The 19,721-nt window shown below is 70.2% G+C and carries 12 protein-coding genes and 1 pseudogene; 6 read left to right on the forward strand and 7 right to left on the reverse strand.

Annotated elements, in window-relative coordinates; translation table 11 throughout:
• The 3 genes and pseudogenes from Q0654_RS04230 to Q0654_RS04240 all read right to left on the reverse strand — a co-directional run.
• Nucleotides 1-1,005 (reverse strand): S-(hydroxymethyl)glutathione dehydrogenase/class III alcohol dehydrogenase (locus tag Q0654_RS04230; protein ID WP_298850802.1); only part of this gene is annotated, 1,005 nt, incomplete at its 3' end.
• Nucleotides 1,006-1,176: 171 nt separating this feature from the next.
• Nucleotides 1,177-2,259 (reverse strand): calcium/sodium antiporter, encoded by a 1,083-nt coding sequence (locus Q0654_RS04235; RefSeq protein WP_298850805.1) that lies wholly within the window; start codon nt 2,257-2,259, stop codon nt 1,177-1,179.
• A 199-nt stretch (nt 2,260-2,458) separates the two neighbouring features.
• Nucleotides 2,459-3,358 (reverse strand): annotated as a pseudogene (locus tag Q0654_RS04240) (LysR substrate-binding domain-containing protein); the annotation flags it as partial.
• Between the two features lie 202 nt (nt 3,359-3,560).
• Here Q0654_RS04240 and Q0654_RS04245 point away from each other — a divergent pair.
• The 5 genes from Q0654_RS04245 to Q0654_RS04265 all read left to right on the forward strand — a co-directional run bounded on the left by Q0654_RS04245 (nt 3,561) and on the right by Q0654_RS04265 (nt 8,776).
• The gene (locus tag Q0654_RS04245; protein ID WP_298850807.1) at nt 3,561-4,142 is read left to right on the forward strand and encodes an NAD(P)H-dependent oxidoreductase; all 582 of its coding nucleotides are present in this window, start codon (nt 3,561-3,563) and stop codon (nt 4,140-4,142) included.
• Between the two features lie 732 nt (nt 4,143-4,874).
• Complete coding sequence (locus Q0654_RS04250) at nt 4,875-5,387, forward strand: FixH family protein (RefSeq protein WP_298850809.1); 513 nt, start codon at nt 4,875-4,877, stop codon at nt 5,385-5,387.
• An 8-nt stretch (nt 5,388-5,395) separates the two neighbouring features.
• Nucleotides 5,396-7,831: a heavy metal translocating P-type ATPase gene (locus tag Q0654_RS04255; RefSeq protein WP_298850812.1), complete on the forward strand. Its 2,436-nt coding sequence runs from the start codon at nt 5,396-5,398 to the stop codon at nt 7,829-7,831.
• Nucleotides 7,828-8,028, forward strand: coding sequence for a cbb3-type cytochrome oxidase assembly protein CcoS (ccoS, locus tag Q0654_RS04260; RefSeq protein ID WP_298850814.1), 201 nt, complete (start codon nt 7,828-7,830; stop codon nt 8,026-8,028). Before Q0654_RS04255 ends, ccoS begins: the two co-directional genes overlap by 4 nt.
• 16 nt (nt 8,029-8,044) lie before the next feature.
• The gene (locus Q0654_RS04265) at nt 8,045-8,776 is read left to right on the forward strand and encodes a sulfite exporter TauE/SafE family protein (protein ID WP_298850816.1); all 732 of its coding nucleotides are present in this window, start codon (nt 8,045-8,047) and stop codon (nt 8,774-8,776) included.
• A gap of 162 nt (nt 8,777-8,938) precedes the next feature.
• Here Q0654_RS04265 and Q0654_RS04270 read toward each other — a convergent pair whose 3' ends face one another.
• Nucleotides 8,939-11,233 carry a caspase family protein gene (locus tag Q0654_RS04270; protein WP_298850818.1) on the reverse strand — a complete coding sequence of 765 codons (2,295 nt, stop codon included), beginning with the start codon at nt 11,231-11,233 and terminating at the stop codon, nt 8,939-8,941.
• A 147-nt stretch (nt 11,234-11,380) separates the two neighbouring features.
• Here Q0654_RS04270 and Q0654_RS04275 point away from each other — a divergent pair, with 147 nt between their 5' ends.
• Nucleotides 11,381-15,784 (forward strand): autotransporter domain-containing protein, encoded by a 4,404-nt coding sequence (locus Q0654_RS04275; RefSeq protein ID WP_298850820.1) that lies wholly within the window; start codon nt 11,381-11,383, stop codon nt 15,782-15,784.
• A gap of 120 nt (nt 15,785-15,904) precedes the next feature.
• On the opposite strand, the gene epmA is transcribed toward Q0654_RS04275, so the two are convergent.
• The 3 genes from epmA to lepA are packed head-to-tail and all read right to left on the reverse strand — an operon-like array spanning nt 15,905 to nt 19,520.
• Nucleotides 15,905-16,882: an EF-P lysine aminoacylase EpmA gene (gene epmA / locus Q0654_RS04280; protein WP_298850822.1), complete on the reverse strand. Its 978-nt coding sequence runs from the start codon at nt 16,880-16,882 to the stop codon at nt 15,905-15,907.
• A gap of 4 nt (nt 16,883-16,886) precedes the next feature.
• Complete coding sequence (gene lepB, locus Q0654_RS04285; protein WP_298850824.1) at nt 16,887-17,681, reverse strand: signal peptidase I; 795 nt, start codon at nt 17,679-17,681, stop codon at nt 16,887-16,889.
• A gap of 45 nt (nt 17,682-17,726) precedes the next feature.
• Complete coding sequence (gene lepA / locus Q0654_RS04290; RefSeq protein WP_298850827.1) at nt 17,727-19,520, reverse strand: translation elongation factor 4; 1,794 nt, start codon at nt 19,518-19,520, stop codon at nt 17,727-17,729.
• Nucleotides 19,521-19,721 lie beyond the last annotated feature (201 nt).

Consider the following 19,721-nt stretch of genomic DNA (forward strand, 5'->3'; position numbering starts at 1 on the left):
GATCTTGCCCTCCATGTACCAGTCGACGATCTTCGGCACGTCGGTGCGGCCGCGCGCGCCGCCGAAGGCGCTGCCGCGCCAGTTGCGGCCGGTGACCAGCTGGAAGGGCCGGGTGCTGATCTCGGCCCCCGCAGGCGCTACGCCGATGATGACGCTGGTGCCCCAGCCCTTGTGGCAGCACTCCAGCGCCTGGCGCATCACCTGGACGTTGCCGATGCACTCGAAGCTGTAATCGGCGCCGCCCTTGGTCAGCGAGACCAGGTACGGCACGAGGTCGCCCTCGACCTCCTTCGGGTTGACGAAGTGGGTCATGCCGAACTTGCGCGCCATCGCCTCGCGCGCGGGGTTGAGATCGACGCCGACGATCATGTCGGCACCGGCGAGGCGCAGGCCCTGGATCACGTTCAGACCGATTCCGCCCAGGCCGAACACCACCGCCTTGGAGCCGACCTCGACCTTGGCGGTGTAGATCACCGCGCCGATGCCGGTGGTGACGCCGCAGCCGATGTAGCAGACCTTGTCGAAGGGCGCGTCCTCGCGGATCTTGGCGAGCGCGATTTCCGGCGCGACGGTGAAGTTCGAGAAGGTCGAGGTGCCCATGTAGTGGCGGATCGGCCGACCGTCGAGCGAGAAGCGGCTGCTGCCGTCGGGCATCAGCCCCTGCCCCTGCGTGCTGCGGATCGCCTGGCAGAGGTTGGTCTTGGGGTTCAGGCAGTACTCGCACTCGCGGCATTCGGGCGTGTACAGCGGAATCACGTGGTCGCCGGGCTTGAGCGACTTCACGCCCGCGCCGACTTCGACCACCACGCCCGCGCCCTCGTGGCCGAGGATGGCCGGGAACAGGCCCTCGGGGTCGGCGCCGGACAGCGTGAACTCGTCGGTGTGGCAGACGCCCGTGGCCTTGATCTCGACCAGCACCTCGCCGGCGCGCGGGCCTTCGAGATCGACGGTTTCGATGCTGAGCGGCTTGCCGGCTTCGAAGGCAACGGCGGCGCGGGATTTCATGGCGGGGCTCCAGGCTGGTGACAGCCCCCGATTCTAGGCGCTCGCGCCCCGCCAATGGCCTTGCAGAGGTGAAGCCATCCCCTGCGGACGCCCGGCGCCGACCGTGATCGGATCAGCCGCCGGGTGCGCGGACGCGCGCGCGGGTCTCCCGCGCCGCGGGGTCTGTGTCCGCTACTTCGCGTTGGCGAGGCGCTCGCGCCGCAGCTGCCAGCCGCGCCAGGTCATCACGAACAGGGTCAGGGCGGTCAGCGGCAGCACGCCATAGACCATGACCGTGCGGTACTCATCGAGCAGGGCGTGCTCCTGCGCGTACATCACCAGCCAGGCGGTGTAGGCGAGGTAGAACAGGAAGAAGACGCCGCCCTCCCAACGCTCGATGCGGTAGCCGTTGAACATCACCGGCAGGCAGGCCACGGCGACCGCGATCATGATCGGAATGTCGAAGCGCAGCGCCGAGGACGCCACCGGAATGTCGCCCGGAGCCACCAGCGCGGTGAGGCCGAGCACGGCGAGGATGTTGAAGATGTTGCTGCCGACCACGTTGCCGACCGCGATGTCGCGCTGGCCCTTCAGCGCCGCCATGATCGAGGTCGCGACCTCGGGCAGCGAAGTGCCAGCGGCAACAATGGTCAGGCCGACCACCAGCTCGCTGATGCCGAGCTTCTGCGCGAAAGCGATTGCTGCCGCCACCAGCCAGCGCGAGCCCAGCACCAGCAGGGCGAGGCCAGCCACGATCAGCAGCAGCTGCACCCAGGTGCGATCCAGCCAGGGGCCGCCTTCGGGCAGCTCCTCGCCCGTCTCTTCGGCGGGGGCGCGACGGCTTTGAACGTACAGGGCAACCACATAGACGATCAGCAGGCCGGTCAGCAGCAGGCCGTCGAACAGACCAAGCGCGCCATCGACGGCGAGTGCCCACATCAGCAGGCTGACGCCGATCATGATCGGCACTTCCTTGCGCACGAGCTGGCGATGCACCACCAGCGGGGTGATCAGCGCCGACAGGCCAAGAATGAACAGCACGTTGAAGATGTTGCTGCCGACCACGTTGCCGATGGCGATATCGCCCTGGCCGTTGATCGCGCCCTGCACGGAGACCGCGAGCTCCGGCGCGCTGGTGCCGAAAGCGACCACGGTCAGTCCAACGACCAGGGGCGAAATGCCCAGCGACAGCGACAGGCGACTGGCGCCGCGCACCAGCAGATCGGCACCCAGCACCAGCAGGACCAGGCCCGCAGCAAACATCAGGACACTCACGCGAAACCTCTCAGGCGATGCGGGTTGAAGATGGAGTGCACCCGACGATCGCGGGCCGGCGCCAATCTTGAGCCATCCACAGGGAATTCAAGAAGCGGCGTCATACCGACGGCGTCTGCGCCGGCCGACGCTTGCCGGCGCTCCTGGCGGCCGCTGCCACTGGCGCTGCGCGCGGACAGGCGCTGTGGCGGCGCTGCTCCTCCAGCAGCGCGGGCAGGCGCTCGGCGAGGAAATCGATCAGCACGCGGATCGCCGGCAGCAGGCCGCTGCGCGAGGGAAACACCGCGTGGAAGATGCCCTGCGGCAGGCTCCAGTCGGGCAAGACCCGCTCCAGCGCTCCGTTTCCGAGCAGGTCCGCGCAGACCGTCTCGGGCAGCAGGGCGATGCCATGACCCGCCGCGGCGACCTCGCGCAGCACCGGAAAATCGTGCGCCATCAGACGCGGCTCGAAGTCGACCCGCTCGACCGCGCCGCCGGGCCCGTGCAGCTCCCAGCGCTGCTGGCCGGGCTCCTCGCTCATCGACAGGCAGGCGTGGGCGGACAGGGCCGCAGGCAGATCCGGACGCCCGTAGCGGTCGAGGTAGCGCGGGCTGGCCACCAGGTACTCGTTGATCTGGGCGAAGCTGCGCAGGATCAGGCTGCCGTCGTCATTGAGCCGGGTGCGCACGCGCAGGGCGACATCGATGCCCTCGTTGATCAGATCGACCCGACGATTGCTGACGTGCAGCTGCACGCGAACGTCGGGGTAGCGCTCGAGGAACTCCGGCAGAAGGCGCCCCAGCTGCTGCTGGGCGATCGCCACCGGCGCCGACACCCGCACCAGGCCGCGCGGCACCGCCGACTGCCGCTCGACGACCTCACGGGCGGCGCGCGCCTCGTCGAGCATGGCGCGGGCGTGGCGGTAGACGCTCTGGCCGAGATCGGTGACTGCGAAGCGGCGCGTCGAGCGCTGCAGCAGACGCGCGCCGAGGGATTCCTCCAGCGCGGTAATGCGTCGCGACAGGCGCGACTTGGGCATTCCGGTGGCGCGCTCGGCCTTGGAGAAGCCGCCGTGTTCCACCACCAGGGCGAAGAACTGCAGATCGTTGAGGTCGTGCATTTGAGGGCCGGGAATCGGGAATGGGGAATCGAGAATCGAGAGAGCGGCTAGCGCTGTGGTCGAGGCCGTCGGGAGATCGCAGTTTCGAAAGCGGGCGGACGGGTTCGTTCCAGCAGCGCAACGGAGCGTGCTCCTTCAGTGGGTTTATCGCAACTGCCGAGCCAATCAAGCTGTGCCCAACGTCCACCCACGGAGCACCGCCATGAAGGTTCTGCATCTCGATTCCAGCGCGCTCGGCACTGCGTCCGCCAGCCGCGAACTGACCGCCGCGGTGGTGCGCCAGCTGCGCGCCGACAGCCCGCATGTCGAAGTGAGCTACCGCGATCTCGACGCCCAGCCGCTGCCACACTTCACCGGCGCCACCCTGGCCAAGTCCAATCCGGCGGAAGCCGAGCTGGCCAAGGCCGTGCTCGACGAGTTCCTTGCCGCCGACGTCGTCGTGATCGGCGCGCCGATGTACAACTTCAGCCTGCCCTCGACGCTGAAGGCCTGGATCGACCGCATCGCGGTGGCCGGCGTCACCTTCCGCTATACCGCCAATGGCCCCGAGGGCCTGGCCGGCGGCAAGCGCGTGATCGTCGCCAGCACCCGCGGCGGCGTCTACGGCGACGCCAGCCCGGCCGACTTCCAGGAGGCCTACCTGCGCCAAGTGTTCGCCTTCATCGGCATCAGCGACGTCGAGATCCTGCGCGCGGAGGGCCTGAACCTCTCGCCCGAGAGTCGCAAGCAGGGCCTCGATGCGGCCCATGCGCGCATCACGCGCACGGAAGCCCACGCGGCCTGAGCGCTCTCAGCCCCGCGTTGCAGACTGGGGGTTCTCGAAGAAGCGTCGATTCACCGGCTCGCGCTGTGATTCTCCCGCTCGCGCTCTGTGTAGGAGCCTGCTGGCAGGCGACCGCAGCCTCCGCGTCGTATCTACGCTGCGGGTCGCGAGCAAGCTCGCTCCTACAAACAGCTGACTTTCGCAGGGGAGGGCGACAGCTTCAGAGGTGGTTGAGGAGTTTGTGTCTTGCGCGCGGATGCGCACTGCCGGCACGGGTGAGACCTTGTGATCGATCCCGCCTCCGTTTTGCGAGTGTCCAGTTGTCGGGCCCCTCTCCCCCTCCTGCTCGCGTACCGCCAGCGGATGGTGCCCGGCCTCCGAAGTGGCTCTCCCCGTCCGCTTCGGAACCTGCAAACCCGCGCGGCGCGCTCGCTTGTTCGCGCCACGCGCGACCGCTCTACCCGCGCACGTTCGAGTACGTCGCGCGGAATCCAGTCCCCCGGAGCACCGTGGTCGCCAAGGATGGCGCCGCGGTGCAGTTTTGTGCGCCTGCCCAAACCAGCGGCCGCATTCCCGCTGCCCGCGATCGGCACGCCCCCCGAGATCCCGGTGGCCCGACGTGTCTGCAGCCCGCGGCACGCGCCGCGCACCGGCGTCGACCAGCCAGCGCCTTGATCGATCTCAAGCCACGATGCGCCCCGGCGATTACCCTGTGGCCTTCGCGGCTGCGGCCGCGCCTGCGCAACTCCTTCCATGAACAACGACGTCCACCCGAGCCGCCCCTGGTATCGAGAGCCGATGGTCTGGCTGATGATCGGCCTGCCGCTGGCTGCCGTGGTCGCAGGACTCAGCACGCTGGCCATCGCGATCCGCTCCGGCAGCACCGATGCGGTGCCCGACGTGGTGCGCCGCACCCTGCAGATCCAGGATGCCGACATCGCTGCCGACCGCCGCGCCATCGAGCTCGGCCTGCACGGCGAGCTGAGCATCGATGCCGAGACCGGCGCGATACAGGCGCAGATGCAGGGCCTGGGCGAGACAACGCCCGCACTCACCCTGCGTCTTCTGCATGCAGGCCGCGCCAGCCGCGATCTGGAGGTGCGTCTGGTCCAGGCCGGCGAGCGCTGGCACGGCCGCGTCGACGGCGCCACGGGCCAGGCCTGGAACATCGAGCTGTCAGCACCCGACCACAGCTGGCGGGTCGGCGGCCGGCTCGACCCCGGTGCCACCCGCAGCGAACTGATTCCCATGCTGTCGGGCGGTTGAACCCGGCCATGGACATGCGCAGCCCCGCCTGCCACCACTGCGGCGAGCCGCTGCCGGCCGTCCCCGTGCTGGCCGAGTTCAAGGGCGCGCAGCGCGCCTTCTGCTGCGGCGGCTGCGCGGGCGCCGCGCGCTTCATCGAGCAGTCGGGCCTCGGCGACTACTACAAGCTTCGCGAGGAACAGGGCCGCCGCGTCGGCGAGGAGGCGCAGGACTACAGCGCTTTCGATCGCGATGACGTGCTCGCCGAGCACAGCCGCGTGCCAGCCGAGGCCCCCGACTGCCGCGAGCTGACCCTGATCGTCGACGGCATGCGCTGCGCGGCCTGTTCCTGGCTGATCGACCGCGCGCTGGGCACTCTCGACGGCGTCGAGGACGTGCAGTCGAACGCGATCAGCGGCCGCGTGCGCCTGCGCTGGCGGCCCGCGCAGCTGCGCCTTTCCTCCGCGCTCGAACGTCTCGCTGGCCTGGGCTATGCGCCGCATCTCTCGCCCGGCGAAGGGCTGGAGCGCGCGCGCGCCGCCGAGCGCCGGCAGCTGCTGCTGCGCCTCGGCGTGGCGGGCCTGGGCAGCCTACAGGCGATGATGTTCGCCGAGGCGCTGTACCTCGACTTCGCCAACCAGATGGCGCCGGCCACGCGCGACTTCTTCCGCTGGATCACCTTCGGCGTGTCGGCGCCGGTGGTGTTCTACGCCGGCTGGCCCTTCCTCGCCGGCATGGTCAGCGAGTTCCGCCAGCGTCGCCTCGGCATGGACACACTGATCGGCAGCTCGGTGCTGCTGGCCTACTTCGCGAGCCTCGTCGAAACCCTGCGCGGCGGCGCCCACGTGTGGTTCGACGCGGCGGTGATGTTCGTCTTCTTCCTGCTGGTGGCGCGCTACCTCGAACGCATGGCGCGGCAGCGCGCGAATGCCGCGGTGGATGCGCTGGCGCAGGCGCGGCCAGCGCTGGCCTGGAAGCTCGATGCCGAGGATGCCGCGGTGCAGGTACCGGTGGCCGCACTGGCAGTGGGCGACCGCGTGCGCGTACCCGTGGGCGAAGCCCTGCCCGCCGACGGCGTACTCGACATGCCTGCTGCGGAAATTGACGAGGCTCTGCTCAGCGGGGAGTCGACGCCGGTGGCCAAGCGCGCCGGCGACGAGGTCTATGCCGGCAGCGTCGCCCGCCTGCAGCCTCTGCAGCTGCGCATCACCCGCACCGGCCAGGACACGCGCCTCTCGCATCTGACCCAGCTGGTCGAACGCGCGCAGAACGCGCGGCCCCGCGTGGCGCAGATCGCCGATCGCGTCGCCGGCCACTTCGTTGCCGCCTTGCTTGTGTCGGCGGCGTGGACCTTTGCCGTGTGGTGGCAGATCCACCCTGAGCGCGCCTTCGAGGTGATGCTGGCGGTGCTGGTCGTGAGCTGCCCCTGCGCGCTGTCGCTGGCGATTCCGGCCGCACTCGCGACGGCCGGCAACACCCTCACAAAACTCGGTGCCCTGCCCCTGCGCGGCGATGCGCTCAGTGATCTGGCCGAAGTCGACACCGTGCTGCTCGACAAGACTGGCACCCTGACCACCGGCAGCCCGCAAATCGCGCGCGTCGAGCTGCTGCGCGATCTTGATGCAGAGGCCGTCAACCGCATTGCCGCAGCGCTCGAACGCGACGCTGGTCATCCGCTGGCGCGCGCTTTCGCAGGCCTCGACGCGCCGCGCGCCGAGGCCATCGAAGTCACCGCCGGCGCCGGTGTTGCCGGTGACGTCGAAGGCCGAAGCTGGCGGATCGGCCACGCCGGCTTCGCCGCAGGATTGGATCGCGATCTGCCCGGCGTCTGGCTGGGTGACGGGGCGCGCGCTTTCGCCCGCTTCGAACTGGTCGATGCGCCGCGCAGCGACGCGCGCGAAGCGATCGCAGCGCTCACGGCCCAGGGCCTGCGCGTCGAGGTGCTGAGCGGCGATGCCCCGGAGGCAGTGGAGGCGACGGCGCGCGCACTCGGCATCGCACGCTGGTCGGCGCGGGCCACGCCCGAATCCAAGCTGGCGCGTCTGCGCGAGCTGCAGGCGCAGGGCCATCGCGTGCTGATGCTGGGCGACGGGATCAATGACGCGCCCGTGCTGGGCGGCGCTGATGTCTCGATCGCGCTGGCCTGCGGCGCACCGATGGCGCATCGAGCGGCCGACATCGTGCTCTCGGGCGAGCGCCTGATGCGCCTGCCGCAGGTGGTGCAGCTGGCCCGACGCACGCGCCGGATGATCCGCGAGAATCTCGCCTGGGCGCTGGTCTACAACGCCATCGCCCTGCCCTTCGCCGCCGCTGGCTGGGTGACGCCTTGGATCGCCGCGCTGGGCATGGCGGGTTCCTCCCTGCTGGTGACGCTCAACGCGCTGCGGCTCGGGCGCAGCGCCGCGTGGACGCTGCCGGATACGGCGACAATGCAGGCTCCGACGTCGGCCGAGGCCACTCGATGAGCGTGCTGATCTATCTGGTGCCGGTCAGCCTGGTCCTGCTGGGCTTCGCGGTCTGGGCCTTCTGGTGGGCGGTCAAGCGCGGCCAGTTCGACGACCTCGACACCCCGGCCATCGACATCCTTGCCGACGACAGCAAGGACCGCGATCTGAAGAACACCGCCGAGGCCCGCGCGCGGACCGAGCGCAAACAGCCGTGACCCGGCACGACACGCCATGCCGATCGACTGGCTGAGCCTCGGCGCCGCCCTGATCGCCGGCCTGCTGGGCGGCGTGCACTGCGTGGCCATGTGTGGCGGCGTGGCGGCCGGCATCGCCGTCAGCGCGCGCTCGCAAACGCCTGGAGAGGCCTGGCGCATGGCCTGGCGCAGCAACCTCGGTCGCATCACCGGCTACACCCTGGCGGGTCTACTCGTGGGTGGCTTCGGCGCGGGTCTGATCGCACTCGCGCGCAGCGATGCCCTGCTGCTCGGCGCGCGCATGGCGGTGGGTGCCGTGCTGGTGCTGGTCGGCCTGCGCATGCTGTTCCCCGGCGCCGGCTTCAACCTGTTTGCCAAGCCGGGCGCCGCGCTGTGGGCGCGACTAGCGCCGCTGCAGCGGCGCCTGCTGCCGGCCAATACCGCGCCGCGACAGTTCGCGATGGGCCTGCTCTGGGGCTGGCTGCCCTGCGGGCTCAGCCTGACCCTGCTCTCCGCGGCGTGGCTGAGCGCCGATGCCCTGCAGGGCGCACTGATCATGGCCAGCTTCGGCCTTGGCACCCTGCCGCTGATGCTGCCGCTGACCTACAGCGGCGCCCGCGCCTTGCGCTGGCTGCAGCGCCCCGACGCCCGCCGCGCCGCCGCCGCCCTCGTCATCGCCTCGGGCCTGCTGACCCTGGCCGCGCCCTGGCTGGCGCAGATCCCCGCGGTGCATGGGGTGTTGGAGGCGTTGGGGTGTAGGACGGTGTAGAGCTGGGAATCGGGAATGGGGAATCGGGAATCGTGGTGCGCAAGCGTTTGGCCCGAGGGCTCGGACCGGCGCGTCGACGCCCCCCGCAACCAGGCCTCGTCGGGTGCGCTGAAACCGCGCGGCGGTTTCCGATTCCCGATTCCCCGTTCCCGATTCCCAGCCTCAAAGCGGCCTGAAGAAAAACTCCCCTGCCTCGTGCCCGGCGAACTGGATCGGTGCGTACTGCGGCACCTGCGAGATCGGGGCGTCGAGGGCGGCCAGCGCCAGCGAGGCGTTGATCTCGCGGTACAGGCGGGCGCCTTCGAGCACGCGGTTGTTGTCCTGCAGCACATTCAGGAAGGCGCGGGCGAAGTAGGAGTGGCGGCCGCTGCCGGCGTCCGGCACCGGCTGCAGGCCGCCTGAGGTGAGCGCCAGCCGTGAGCGCGAGCTGTTCAGGCTGCGCACCCAGTCGGCCCAGTCGGCGCCGGGCTCGGTGGCTGCATAACTGGGCAGGCCCGCGCCCGCCAGCGCGCCGGAGTAGCAGGAGTCGGCCACCACCAGCACATGGCGTGAGGCCAGACCCTCCAGCAGGTCGGAGACGGCGCGGTTGGAAATCCAGCTCGACGCATCGCCGGCGCGCGCATCGACCGGGATCCAGTAGCCCTCGCGACCATCCGAAGACAGCTCGCCGTGGCCGGCGTAGTAGACCAGCAGGTTGTCCTCGGGCTTCAGGGTTTCGCGCAGCTCGGACAGCGCGCGCAGCACGTCCATGCGGGTGGCGTTGAGCAGCAGGCGCGTCTCGTGGCCATAGCGTTCGCGCAGCAGCTGGGCGACCGCGGTGGCGTCGTTGACCGCGCTGCCCAGCGCCGGGAAGCGCGTATCGGCGTAGCTGTTGTTGCCGATCACCAGCGCGTGGTAGCGGCCGAGCTTGATGCTGGCCGGCAGGGCGCCGGGCGTCGGGCTGCGGCGCCCGCTCTCCGGAGCGGCCGCCTCGGGTGCGAGCAGGCTGAAGCTGAGCTCGGCGACCTCGCCGCCGCGCCCCAGCGCCTCGATGCGCACGTCGAGCCCGCCGGGCGGCACCTCGACACTGGCGCGGAACAGGCCGTTGTCGGCCAGCACCACCGGCAGGTCATTGATGCTCAGGCGCTCGATGCGCTGCGGCTGCGAGACGCGCCCGACCACCGCCTGCCGACCCGGCGCGCTGCGCGCAGCACCGCCGCCACCGCTGCGGGTCAGGGCCAGCGCGGGGCTGATGATCTCAAGCTGCGGGGTGACGCTGGCCAGCAGGCCGCCGCCGGCCAGTGCCACCTGCTGCTCCAGCGCAACGATGGTCAGCTGCTGCTCGCGCAGCACGCCCTCGCGCTCGGCCAGCTGGGTTTCCAGCAGCTTCATCAGCTGCCAGTCCTCCTGCTTGCGCGCCTCCAGCTCGCGCTCGAGCGCGGCCAGCTGTTCGGCGTAGGCACCGCGCTCGCGCGCGGTCGATGCCGACGCCGCGGCCGCCTGCGATTCGAGCGCGGCCGCGGCCGCCTGGCCCGATTCGATGGCGCGCTGCACGCGCTGGCGCTGTTCCTCGAGCGCGGCGGCATCCGCGGCCTGTGCGGCGACCAGCTCGGCGGCTTCGGCCTCGCGCCGCTTGACCGACTCGCGCTGCGCGGCCAGCCGCTCGCGCAGGCTCTGCAGCTCGGTCTCCTGCGCTTCGATGCGGCTGCGCATCGCCTGCAGATCGGCGCGCTCGGCGCCGGCGCGCTCGCGCACCTCGGCCAGCTGGCTGCGCAGGCGCTCGGCCTCGCTGCGCGCGCGGGCGGCATCGGCGCGCCGCTGGGCCAGCTCGGCTTCGAGTTCGGCGACGCGCTGCTCCAGCGCGGCGATCTGCTCGCGCTGGGCGGCGATGGTGGCGTCGCGCTTTTCGAACTCGACGCGCACCACCGAGGCATACAGCAGTTCGTCGCCGGCGCCCGCGGATTCGCGGTAGAGGTTGAGCGCGCGCAACGGGTCCGCCGTCACCCCCTGGCCCTGTTCCAGCAGCAGGGCAAGATTGGCCTTGGCGCGTCTGTGCCCCTGGGCCGAGGCCTTCTCGAACCAGCCCGCAGCCGTCGAGGGGTCGGGCGCGGTGCCCAGGCCCTTCATCAGGATTTCGCCGACGTAATTCTGAGCCTCGGCGTCACCGGACTCGGCCGCGCCGAGCCAGACCTTCATCGCGGTGCGGTAGTCGGCGCGATCGAAAGCGACGTACTCGCCGCCGCGAATCGCGCAGTCGGCTTGGGTGGTGCGCACCGGGCGCCGCGCGGAAAGGAAGCTGGCCTGGCCGCCAAGCCGGCGCACCTGCCCCGGCAGCAGGCAGTCGACCACCAGCAGGTCTTCCGGCACCGCGGCGGTCGCGGCCCGCACCGCGCTGCCGGGCGCTGCGAGCCCGGCCAGCACCACGATCAGGACACCGAGGGCCGCACAGGCGGCACGTGCTGGATCGATCCCGCCCATCGCCCTTCTCCCGTCGCAAGCATCTGAATACTGCGTGAAGGCCCGAGTATACTCGTGTGAACCGCGTCACTACTGCCGGCCAGCCACGCGATGGCCTGCGCAGCGAACGCCCACGCGGCCCGCCATGGCCGAGGCAGGAGATCGACAATGTCCACCCCGCATTCACTCCTGCACAGGTCGACGCGGTGGACGCGTCGCGCGACCGTCCTCGGCCTGCTGGCACTGCTGCCCTCGCTGGCCGTCGCCACTGGCTGCAGGCTGGAGTTCGTCGAGAACTCGCCGATCGCGCTGGCACCGGACACCAGCGGGTCGCTGTCGCTGCGAGCGGTCGATACTGGCGCTGGCGCCTGCAGCGCGGCGGGCTTCGTGATCAGCGTGGTGACCGACACCACGGCAGGCACCCAGATCACGCCGCTGACCGGCAGCCTGATCGGCAATTCGGTGCCCCAGGCGCTGAACATCATCGCTCCGCCCGTCGGCGGCGGCAGCGTCACCTGGCTGGCCACCTGCGCCACCGGCTGCGAAGCCACCTCCCCGCCCAATCCGCAGTTCACCGTGAACATTCTCGGCGGCACGCGCGAGCTGCAGCTGCTGCCCGGCACGCCGACCGAGGTGCCGCCCGGCAGTCCACTGCCTGTCGATGTGCGCGTCACCGACGGTGGCGTGCCGGTGGCCGGCGTGAGCGTGAACTGGCAGACGGTGAGCGGCAACGGCAGCGTCGCCCAACCCAGCACCACCTCGATCCCCTCGGGCCTGGCCAGCAATACGCTGACGGCGGCGGCAGGCCCAGGCCTGACCCTGTTCCGCGCGACCCGCGGCGATGACCCGATGGTCAATGTCGACATCCCGCTGGAGTCTGTCGTCTACAGCTTCAGTCCGGGCAACGGGCCGATCGCTGCCGCGCCGGGCCAGCCGATCCTGCTCGAAACCCGTTTGTTCCGTCAGGGAACCACGCTGAGCAACCCGGCCGGCGCGCCGGTGTTCTGGGAGCCCACCGGCGGCCCGGGCGCCGCCTCGGTGGTGCCGCAGACCAACGGCGTGACCAACACCGGCGGCTTCGCCCGCGCCAGTTTCCAGGCGAGCGTGCCGGGCACGTATACGCTCGATGCCTTCTTCTTTCCGGGCCCACCCTTTCCGATCACCGCCAGAACCTTCACGGTCAACGTCGCCGGTGCGAGCAACGGATCGATCGAGGTCGTCGAGGCGCCAGCATCGATCTACAGCGACGAGACCTCAGAAGGCGGCATCGAGGCCCAGCTGCTTGGCGGTGCCGCCAATGGCCTGCCCGCGCCGTTGGTCGACGCCGAAGTGTCGTTCTATATCAGCAGCGGCAACGCGACCTTCAGCAACGGCTTCGGCCTGGTCATCGAGCGCACCGACAGCGAGGGCCGGGTGCGCAGTCCCACACTGTCGGCGGGGCGTTCCACCGGGCCCATCGCGGTGCAGATTTCCAGCCCGGGACTGCCGGCCGCTGAAGCTGTGGTGAGCGTGCTGCCCTCGACCTATCGGATCGAAGCCCTGCCCCTTTCCGCGCCACCGCGCCTCGGCGAGACCAGCGAACTGGTCGCGCAACTGTGGCGACGCGGCAGCGGCGCCGAAGTTGCCGTGGACGCCGGACGCGTCGAGTGGCGGGCCAGCGGTGGCCGCCTGGCCACTCCCACCAGCACCAGCGGCGCCGACGGCCGCGCGGACAACCAGCTCACCCCTGAGGTCCCCGGTCGATACGAGGTGGTCGCCCGCTTCGCGCCTGGCCTGGGTCTCGTCGCGAGCGAGGCGCGCTTCCGGCTCGATGTCGCAGGCGGCCAGCTGCGCCTGGTGTCCGGCGACAGCCAGCAGGCGCCCGCTGGTGCCAGCCTGCCCCTGCCTATCGTTCTGCAGGCGCTGCAGGATGGGCAGCCTCAGTCCGGCATCGCCGTGCGTCTGGCCTCCGTCCCACCCGGGCTTGCCACCGCGGAGCCCGAGCAGGCAGTGACCGGCAGTGACGGCCGCGCCAGCTTCAATGTGCGGCTGTCGCCCAATGCGCAGGGCGAGGTCGCGCTGCGCGCAACGCGCGCCGACAGCGGGGCCAGCGTCGCGCTGACGGCGCGCGTCGGCGCGACCGCCGAGATCCGTCGGCTCGAGGTGCTTTCGGGCAGCGGACAGTCGGGCGTCGGCGGCGCCACGCTCCCCCAACCCCTGCTGCTGGCTGCGCTCGATGACGAACGCGCCACCAGCGGGATCCGCGTCGACTTAAGCGTGCAGCCTGAAGGCGCCGCCGAGCTCAGTCCGGACAGCGGCCTGACCGGCAGCGACGGCCGCCTGGCGACCACGGTCAGGCTCTCGCCCTCGGCCGCCGGTACCGTGCGCGTGCTCGCGCGCCGCAGCGACGCCCCTGAGGCCGTGGCCGAGTTCATCCTGTTCGCGGCGGTCGGCGGCGAGAGCAGCCTGCAGATCGAAGCCGGCGACCTGCAGACCGGCGTGCGCGGCGGCAGCGGCAGCGCACTCGTCGTGCGCCACACCCGCAACGGGCTGCCGGTGCAGGGCGCCACCGTGCTGTGGCAGGCCGTCGAGGGCGGCGCGCGTCCGGCCGTGGCCAGCAGTCAAACCGACGCCGAGGGCCGCGCCCGCGTCGATCTGCAGTTCGGTGAGGTCGCCGGCGGCTCGCGGATCCGCGCACGGATCGACCAGGACCTCGAAGTGTTCTTCCGCGTCACCACTGTTGAAGGCCAGCTGCTGGCGCTGTCCGGCAACAACCAGAGCGCTGCTGCCGGCAGCGCGCTGGCGCAGCCGCTGGTGGTTCGGATCCAGCCGGCCGCCGCCGGCATCCCGGTGCAGTGGCGCGTGCTGAGCGGCGGCGGCAGCCTGCAGCAGACGGAAACCGCGACTGACGCGAATGGCGAAGCGCGCAGCGGCTGGACCCTCGGACCGCAGGCCGGCACCCAGAGCGTGGGGGTTCGCCTCGGCGGCGGCGAGGAGCTGGTGTTCAGCGCAGAGGCCGGCGCGATCGCGGGCAGCCGCATCGAGATCGTCAGCGGCAACGGCCAGACCTTGCCGCCCGGCGTCGACAGCGCGCCGCTGCTGGTGCGGGTGCTGTCGGCCAACGGCGCGCCAGTGGCAGGCCAGCGGGTGCGCTGGAGCAGCGAACGCGCCGCGCTCGACGCCGAAGAGCGCATCACCGACAGCGAGGGCCGCGCCAGCGTGCGTGCGCGCGTCAGCCTGCCCGGCGCCGCTCGCGTGCTCGCGCAGATCGACGGCAGCGAGGCCCGCGTCGAGTTCAGCCTGAATGCGGGCCTGGCGCAGCTTGGACCGCTCGATCCCCGCCAGCGCGATGTCGCCGAGGTGCTCGACCGTGCCTGCGCGGCGCTGTCGGCACTGCCCAATCCCAACGCTGCGCAGCGCGACCTGCTGGCGCGCTGCGGCGATCTGTCCGATCAGGCCGGCGCCGATCCGGCGCAGGTGGGGCGCGCGCTTTCGCAGCTGCCCAATGATGTGGGCTTGAGCCTTGCGCGCGCCGGCGACGAAGCCATGCGCGGGCAGATCGGCAACCTCGACCAGCGCCAGCGCGCGCTGCGCGGCGGCCAGCGCACGCAGGTCGCCTTCGGCCTGAACACGCCGGACGGCAGCCTGCCGCTGTCAGCCCTGCCTGCGCTCGCCGCGATGGTCGATGGCGAAGCGCTCGGCGACGAAGTCGGATCGGACTTCGAACGCTGGGGCGCTTTCGTCAACGGCAGCTTCGGCCGCGGCCGCTCGCGTGGCACCGGTCTGAACCCGGCCTTCGACTACGACCTCGGCAGCCTGACCGCCGGCGTCGACTACCGCTTCAGCGACCGCTTCGTCGCCGGCGCGGCGCTGGGCATCAACCGCGACAGCACCGAGTTCGCTGCCGGCCGCGGCGAGCTCAAAAGCCGCGGCAGCGTGCTCTCGGCCTATGCCAGCGTCTGGCTGCCGAAGGACGCCTACCTCGACGCCAACCTCAGCTACGGCCGCAACCGCTTCGACCTGAGCCGCCGCCTGCGCTTCAGCCTCGGCAGCGTCAGCGTGGACCAGCGCGCCGAGGCCGACACCGACGCCACCCTGCTCGGCGGCAGCCTTGCGCTCGGACGCGACTGGCAGCTCCGCAGCTGGAGCCTCGGCGCCTATCTGCGCGGCCAGTTCAGCCGCGTCGAATACGACGCCTTCGAGGAGCGCATGATCGGGGGCCGCGCCGGCGAGGGTCTGGGCCTGCGGGTGGAGTCGCCGCGCTGGAACAGCCTGGAGGGCGTGCTGGGCGGCCGCGCTTCGCGGGCCTACAGCTTCGACTGGGGCGTGCTGCTGCCGAACCTGATGTTCGAGTACAGCCGCGAATTCCGCGACGACCCCTCGCGCCTCGACGCCAGCTTCCTTGCCGACCCTACCGGCGGCGTGTTCAGCCAGAGCGGTGCCCCCATCGACCAGAGCCACGTCAATCTGGGCCTCGGCATGAGCGCGGTGTTCCCGGGCGGACGCAGCGGCTTCCTGCAGTACGAGCGCCGCCTGCAGGACGACCGCATCAGCCACTGGCTGCTGTCGATCGGCGGGCGCTGGGAGTTCTAGGGAAGAGGAGTGAGTGGAGAGGAGTGAGAAACGAGAGAGGAGAATCCTGTGACGCTCTCGCAGCAACGCACGTTCCTCTCACGACTCACTGCTCATTCCTCTCCACTCACTCCTCGCTCCTCAGGCCCTTGGGCCCGCGAAGGCAATGACCTGATCGATCCGCTCGGCCCCGCTCAGCAGCATCATCAGGCGATCCACGCCCAGCGCCACGCCGGCGCAGTCGGGCAGGCCGTGCTGCAGCGCCGCCAGCAGGTGTTCGTCGATCGGCAGCTCGACATCGCCGCGCGCGCGGCGACGCTGGTTGTCGCGCTCGAAGCGCGCGCGCTGCTCCTGCGCATCGCTGAGCTCGTGGTAGCCGTTGGCCAGCTCGACGCCGCCGACATAGACCTCGAAGCGACAGGCATGCGCCTCGACGCCCTCGCCCGCCACCCGCGCAAGCGCGCACTGGCTGGCCGGAAAGTCGTGCAGCAGCAGCAGTTCGTCGCGCGGCAGGGCGGGCTCGATCCGATGGGTCAGCAGCAGGTCCAGCCAGTCGTCGCGCTCCAGGCCGTCCGCATCGATGTCATGCCCGGCGAGCGCCGCGCGCAGCTCGGGCTCGCTGGCCAGGGCCGGGTCGATTCCGATGTGCTCGCAGAACAGCGCGCGATAGCTCGCGCGCCGGACCTTCAGCACACGCCCGACCAGGGCGAAGGCCGACAGCAGCAGCTCGGCGACCTCGTCCATCAGCCGGTAGTGGTCGATGCCCAGCCGGTACCACTCGAGCATGGTGAACTCGGGGTTGTGGCGGCCGCCGCACTCGCCGTCGCGGAACACCCGCCCCAGCTCGTAGCAGTCGCCCACGCCGGCCGCCAGCAGGCGCTTCAGCGGGAACTCGGGCGAAGTGCGCAGGTAGCGCCGCCGCGAGGGGCCGGCGTTCGGGCCGCTGTAGTCGAGCGCGAAGCTGCGGATGTTCGGCTCGGTGTTGGCTGCCGCCGACATCAGCGGCGTCTCGACTTCGAGCACGCCGCGCGCCGCGAAGAAGGCGCGGATGCACTGGTTCAGGCGGGCGCGCAGCACCAGCGCATCGGTGCTGGCGCCCGGGCGCCAGTTCGCAAGCATCCGCTTATTCGATGCTCTGGCCGATGCGGCCGAATTCGAAGTCCCAGTTGAACCAGATCAGGAAAGCGCGGCCAACCAGGTTGCGCTCCGGCACGAAGCCCCAGGCGCGGCTGTCGAGGCTGTTGTCGCGGTTGTCGCCCATCACGAAGTAATGGCCCTCGGGCACCACCCAGCGCCCCTCGCCTTGACGACCGAGCTGGTTCGGGCGCATCAGGATCTCGTGCTCGCGTTCGCCGAGCATCTCGCGCAGGTGATCCGCACCATCCATCTCGCGGCCCGCACCCACGCCGATGTAGCGACCGATGCGCTCCTGCGGCTGCGGCTCGCCATTGATGAACAGGGTCTTGTTGCGATAGACGACCTCGTCACCCGGCAGGCCGATCACCCGCTTGATGTAGTTCTCCTTCGGGTTCACCGGATAGCGGAACACGATCACGTCGCCGCGCTCGGGCAGGTTCAGCTCGACGAACTTCTTGTCGAGCACCGGCAGGCGCAGACCGTAGGTGAACTTGTTGACGAGAATGAAATCGCCGTCCTGCAGGTTGGGCATCATCGAGCTGGACGGAATGCGGAAGGGCTCGGCGAGGAAGCTGCGCACGATCAGCACGATCAGGATGACCGGAAAGAACGAGCGCGAGTACTCGACGATCACCGGCTCGCGCACCACTTCGGTACCCAGGCTGGAGCTGGCCTGCGAGCGCTGGGCGCGGCCCTTGGCGAAGAACAGGGCGTCGACCGCCCAGACGAATCCAGTGAACGCAGCCAAACCAACCAGCAGGACGGCAAAGTCGAAATTCACGTGTGGGCTTCCAGGCGTGGGGTGTGGGGGCGGAGCGGACCGCGCTTACTTGTTGTCGACCTGCAGCACGGCCAGGAAGGCTTCCTGCGGGATCTCCACGCTGCCGACCTGCTTCATGCGCTTCTTGCCTTCCTTCTGCTTCTCCAGCAGCTTGCGTTTGCGGCTGACATCGCCGCCGTAGCACTTGGCCAGCACGTTCTTGCGCATGGCCTTGACCGTGGAGCGCGAGATGATCTGCGCGCCGATCGCCGCCTGGATCGCGACATCGAACATCTGCCGCGGGATCAGTTCCCGCATGCGCTCGCAGATGTCGCGACCGCGACGGTCGGCGTGCATGCGATGGCAGATCATCGACAGGGCGTCGACACGGTCACCGTTGATCAGCACGTCGAGGCGCACGAAGGGACCGGGCTCGAAGCGCTGGAAGTGGTAGTCGAGCGAGGCATAGCCGCGGCTCACCGACTTCAGGCGATCGAAGAAATCGAGCACCACCTCGGCCATCGGCAGCTCGTAGCTGATCTGCACCTGGCTGCCGAGGTACTGGATGTTCTTCTGCACGCCGCGCTTTTCCTCGCACAGCTTGATGACGTTGCCGACGTAGTCCGGCGGCGTCAGCACGTTGGCGAGGATGATCGGCTCGCGGATCTCCTCGATCTTGTTGACCGGCGGCAGCTTGGCCGGGTTGTCCAGCGAGAGGATCGCGCCGTCGGTGGTCAGCACCTCGTAGATCACCGTCGGTGCGGTGGTGATCAGGTTGAGGTCGTACTCGCGCTCCAGGCGCTCCTGCACGATCTCCAGATGCAGCATGCCCAGGAAACCGCAGCGGAAGCCGAAGCCCATTGCCTCCGAACTTTCCGGCTCGAAGCGCAGCGCGGCATCGTTCAGGCGCAGCTTTTCCAGCGCCTCACGCAGGGCCGGGAAATCCTCGGCGTCGACCGGGAACAGGCCGGCGAACACGCGCGGCTGCATTTCCTGGAAACCCGGCAGCGGCTGCGGCGCCGGCTTGGCGGCGAGCGTGATGGTGTCGCCGACCGGCGCGCCGTGCACGTCCTTGATCGAGGCGCACATCCAGCCCACTTCGCCCGGCCCCAGCTTGTTCTTGACCAGACGCTTGGGCGTGAACACGCCGACCTGGTCGACCTGGTGAACGCGCCCGGTCGACATCACCAGGATCTTCTCGCCGGGGATCAGATCGCCCTGCACCACGCGCACCAGCGAGACCACGCCCAGGTAGTTGTCGAACCAGGAGTCGATGATCAGCGCCTGCAGGCGATCGGTGTCGCCGACCTTGGGCGGCGGGATCTTCTTGACGATGGCTTCGAGCACGTCGCGCACGTTCAGGCCGGTCTTGGCGCTGACCTGCAGGGCGTCGGTGGCGTCGATGCCGATCACCGCCTCGATCTCGGTCTTGACCTTCTCGCAGTCGGCGGTGGGCAGGTCGATCTTGTTCAGGACGGGAATGACCTCCAGGCCCTGCTCGACCGCCGTGTAGCAGTTGGCGACCGACTGCGCCTCGACGCCCTGGGCGGCGTCCACCACCAGCAGCGCGCCTTCGCAGGCCGACAGCGAGCGGCTGACCTCATAGCTGAAGTCGACGTGGCCGGGGGTGTCGATGAAGTTGAGCTGGTAGGTTTGGCCGTCCAGCGCCGTGTAGGGCAGCGAGACCGACTGGGCCTTGATGGTGATGCCGCGCTCGCGCTCGATCGGATTCGAGTCGAGCACCTGGGCTTCCATCTCGCGTTCGGCCAGGCCACCGCAGATCTGGATGATGCGGTCGGCGAGCGTGGACTTGCCGTGGTCGACGTGGGCGATGATGGAGAAATTGCGGATGTGCTGCATGCGTGGGGCCGTGGCCCGCCTCGATCTGGGCGAAATGACCGCGCATTATAGCCCGCGGCACGCCGCGGGCCGGGATTCGGGAGTGGGGATTCGGGATTCGTTGAGCCGGCGCTCGCGGATGTGAAGCCCCTGCGCTGATCCAGGCTCGGCCTACCCAAGCGCCGCAGCGGCCGACGCAATCGGCGCCACCCATGGCCTCGC

The organism is uncultured Aquimonas sp., from assembly GCF_937888285.1.
Lineage (GTDB): Bacteria > Pseudomonadota > Gammaproteobacteria > Xanthomonadales > Xanthomonadaceae > Aquimonas.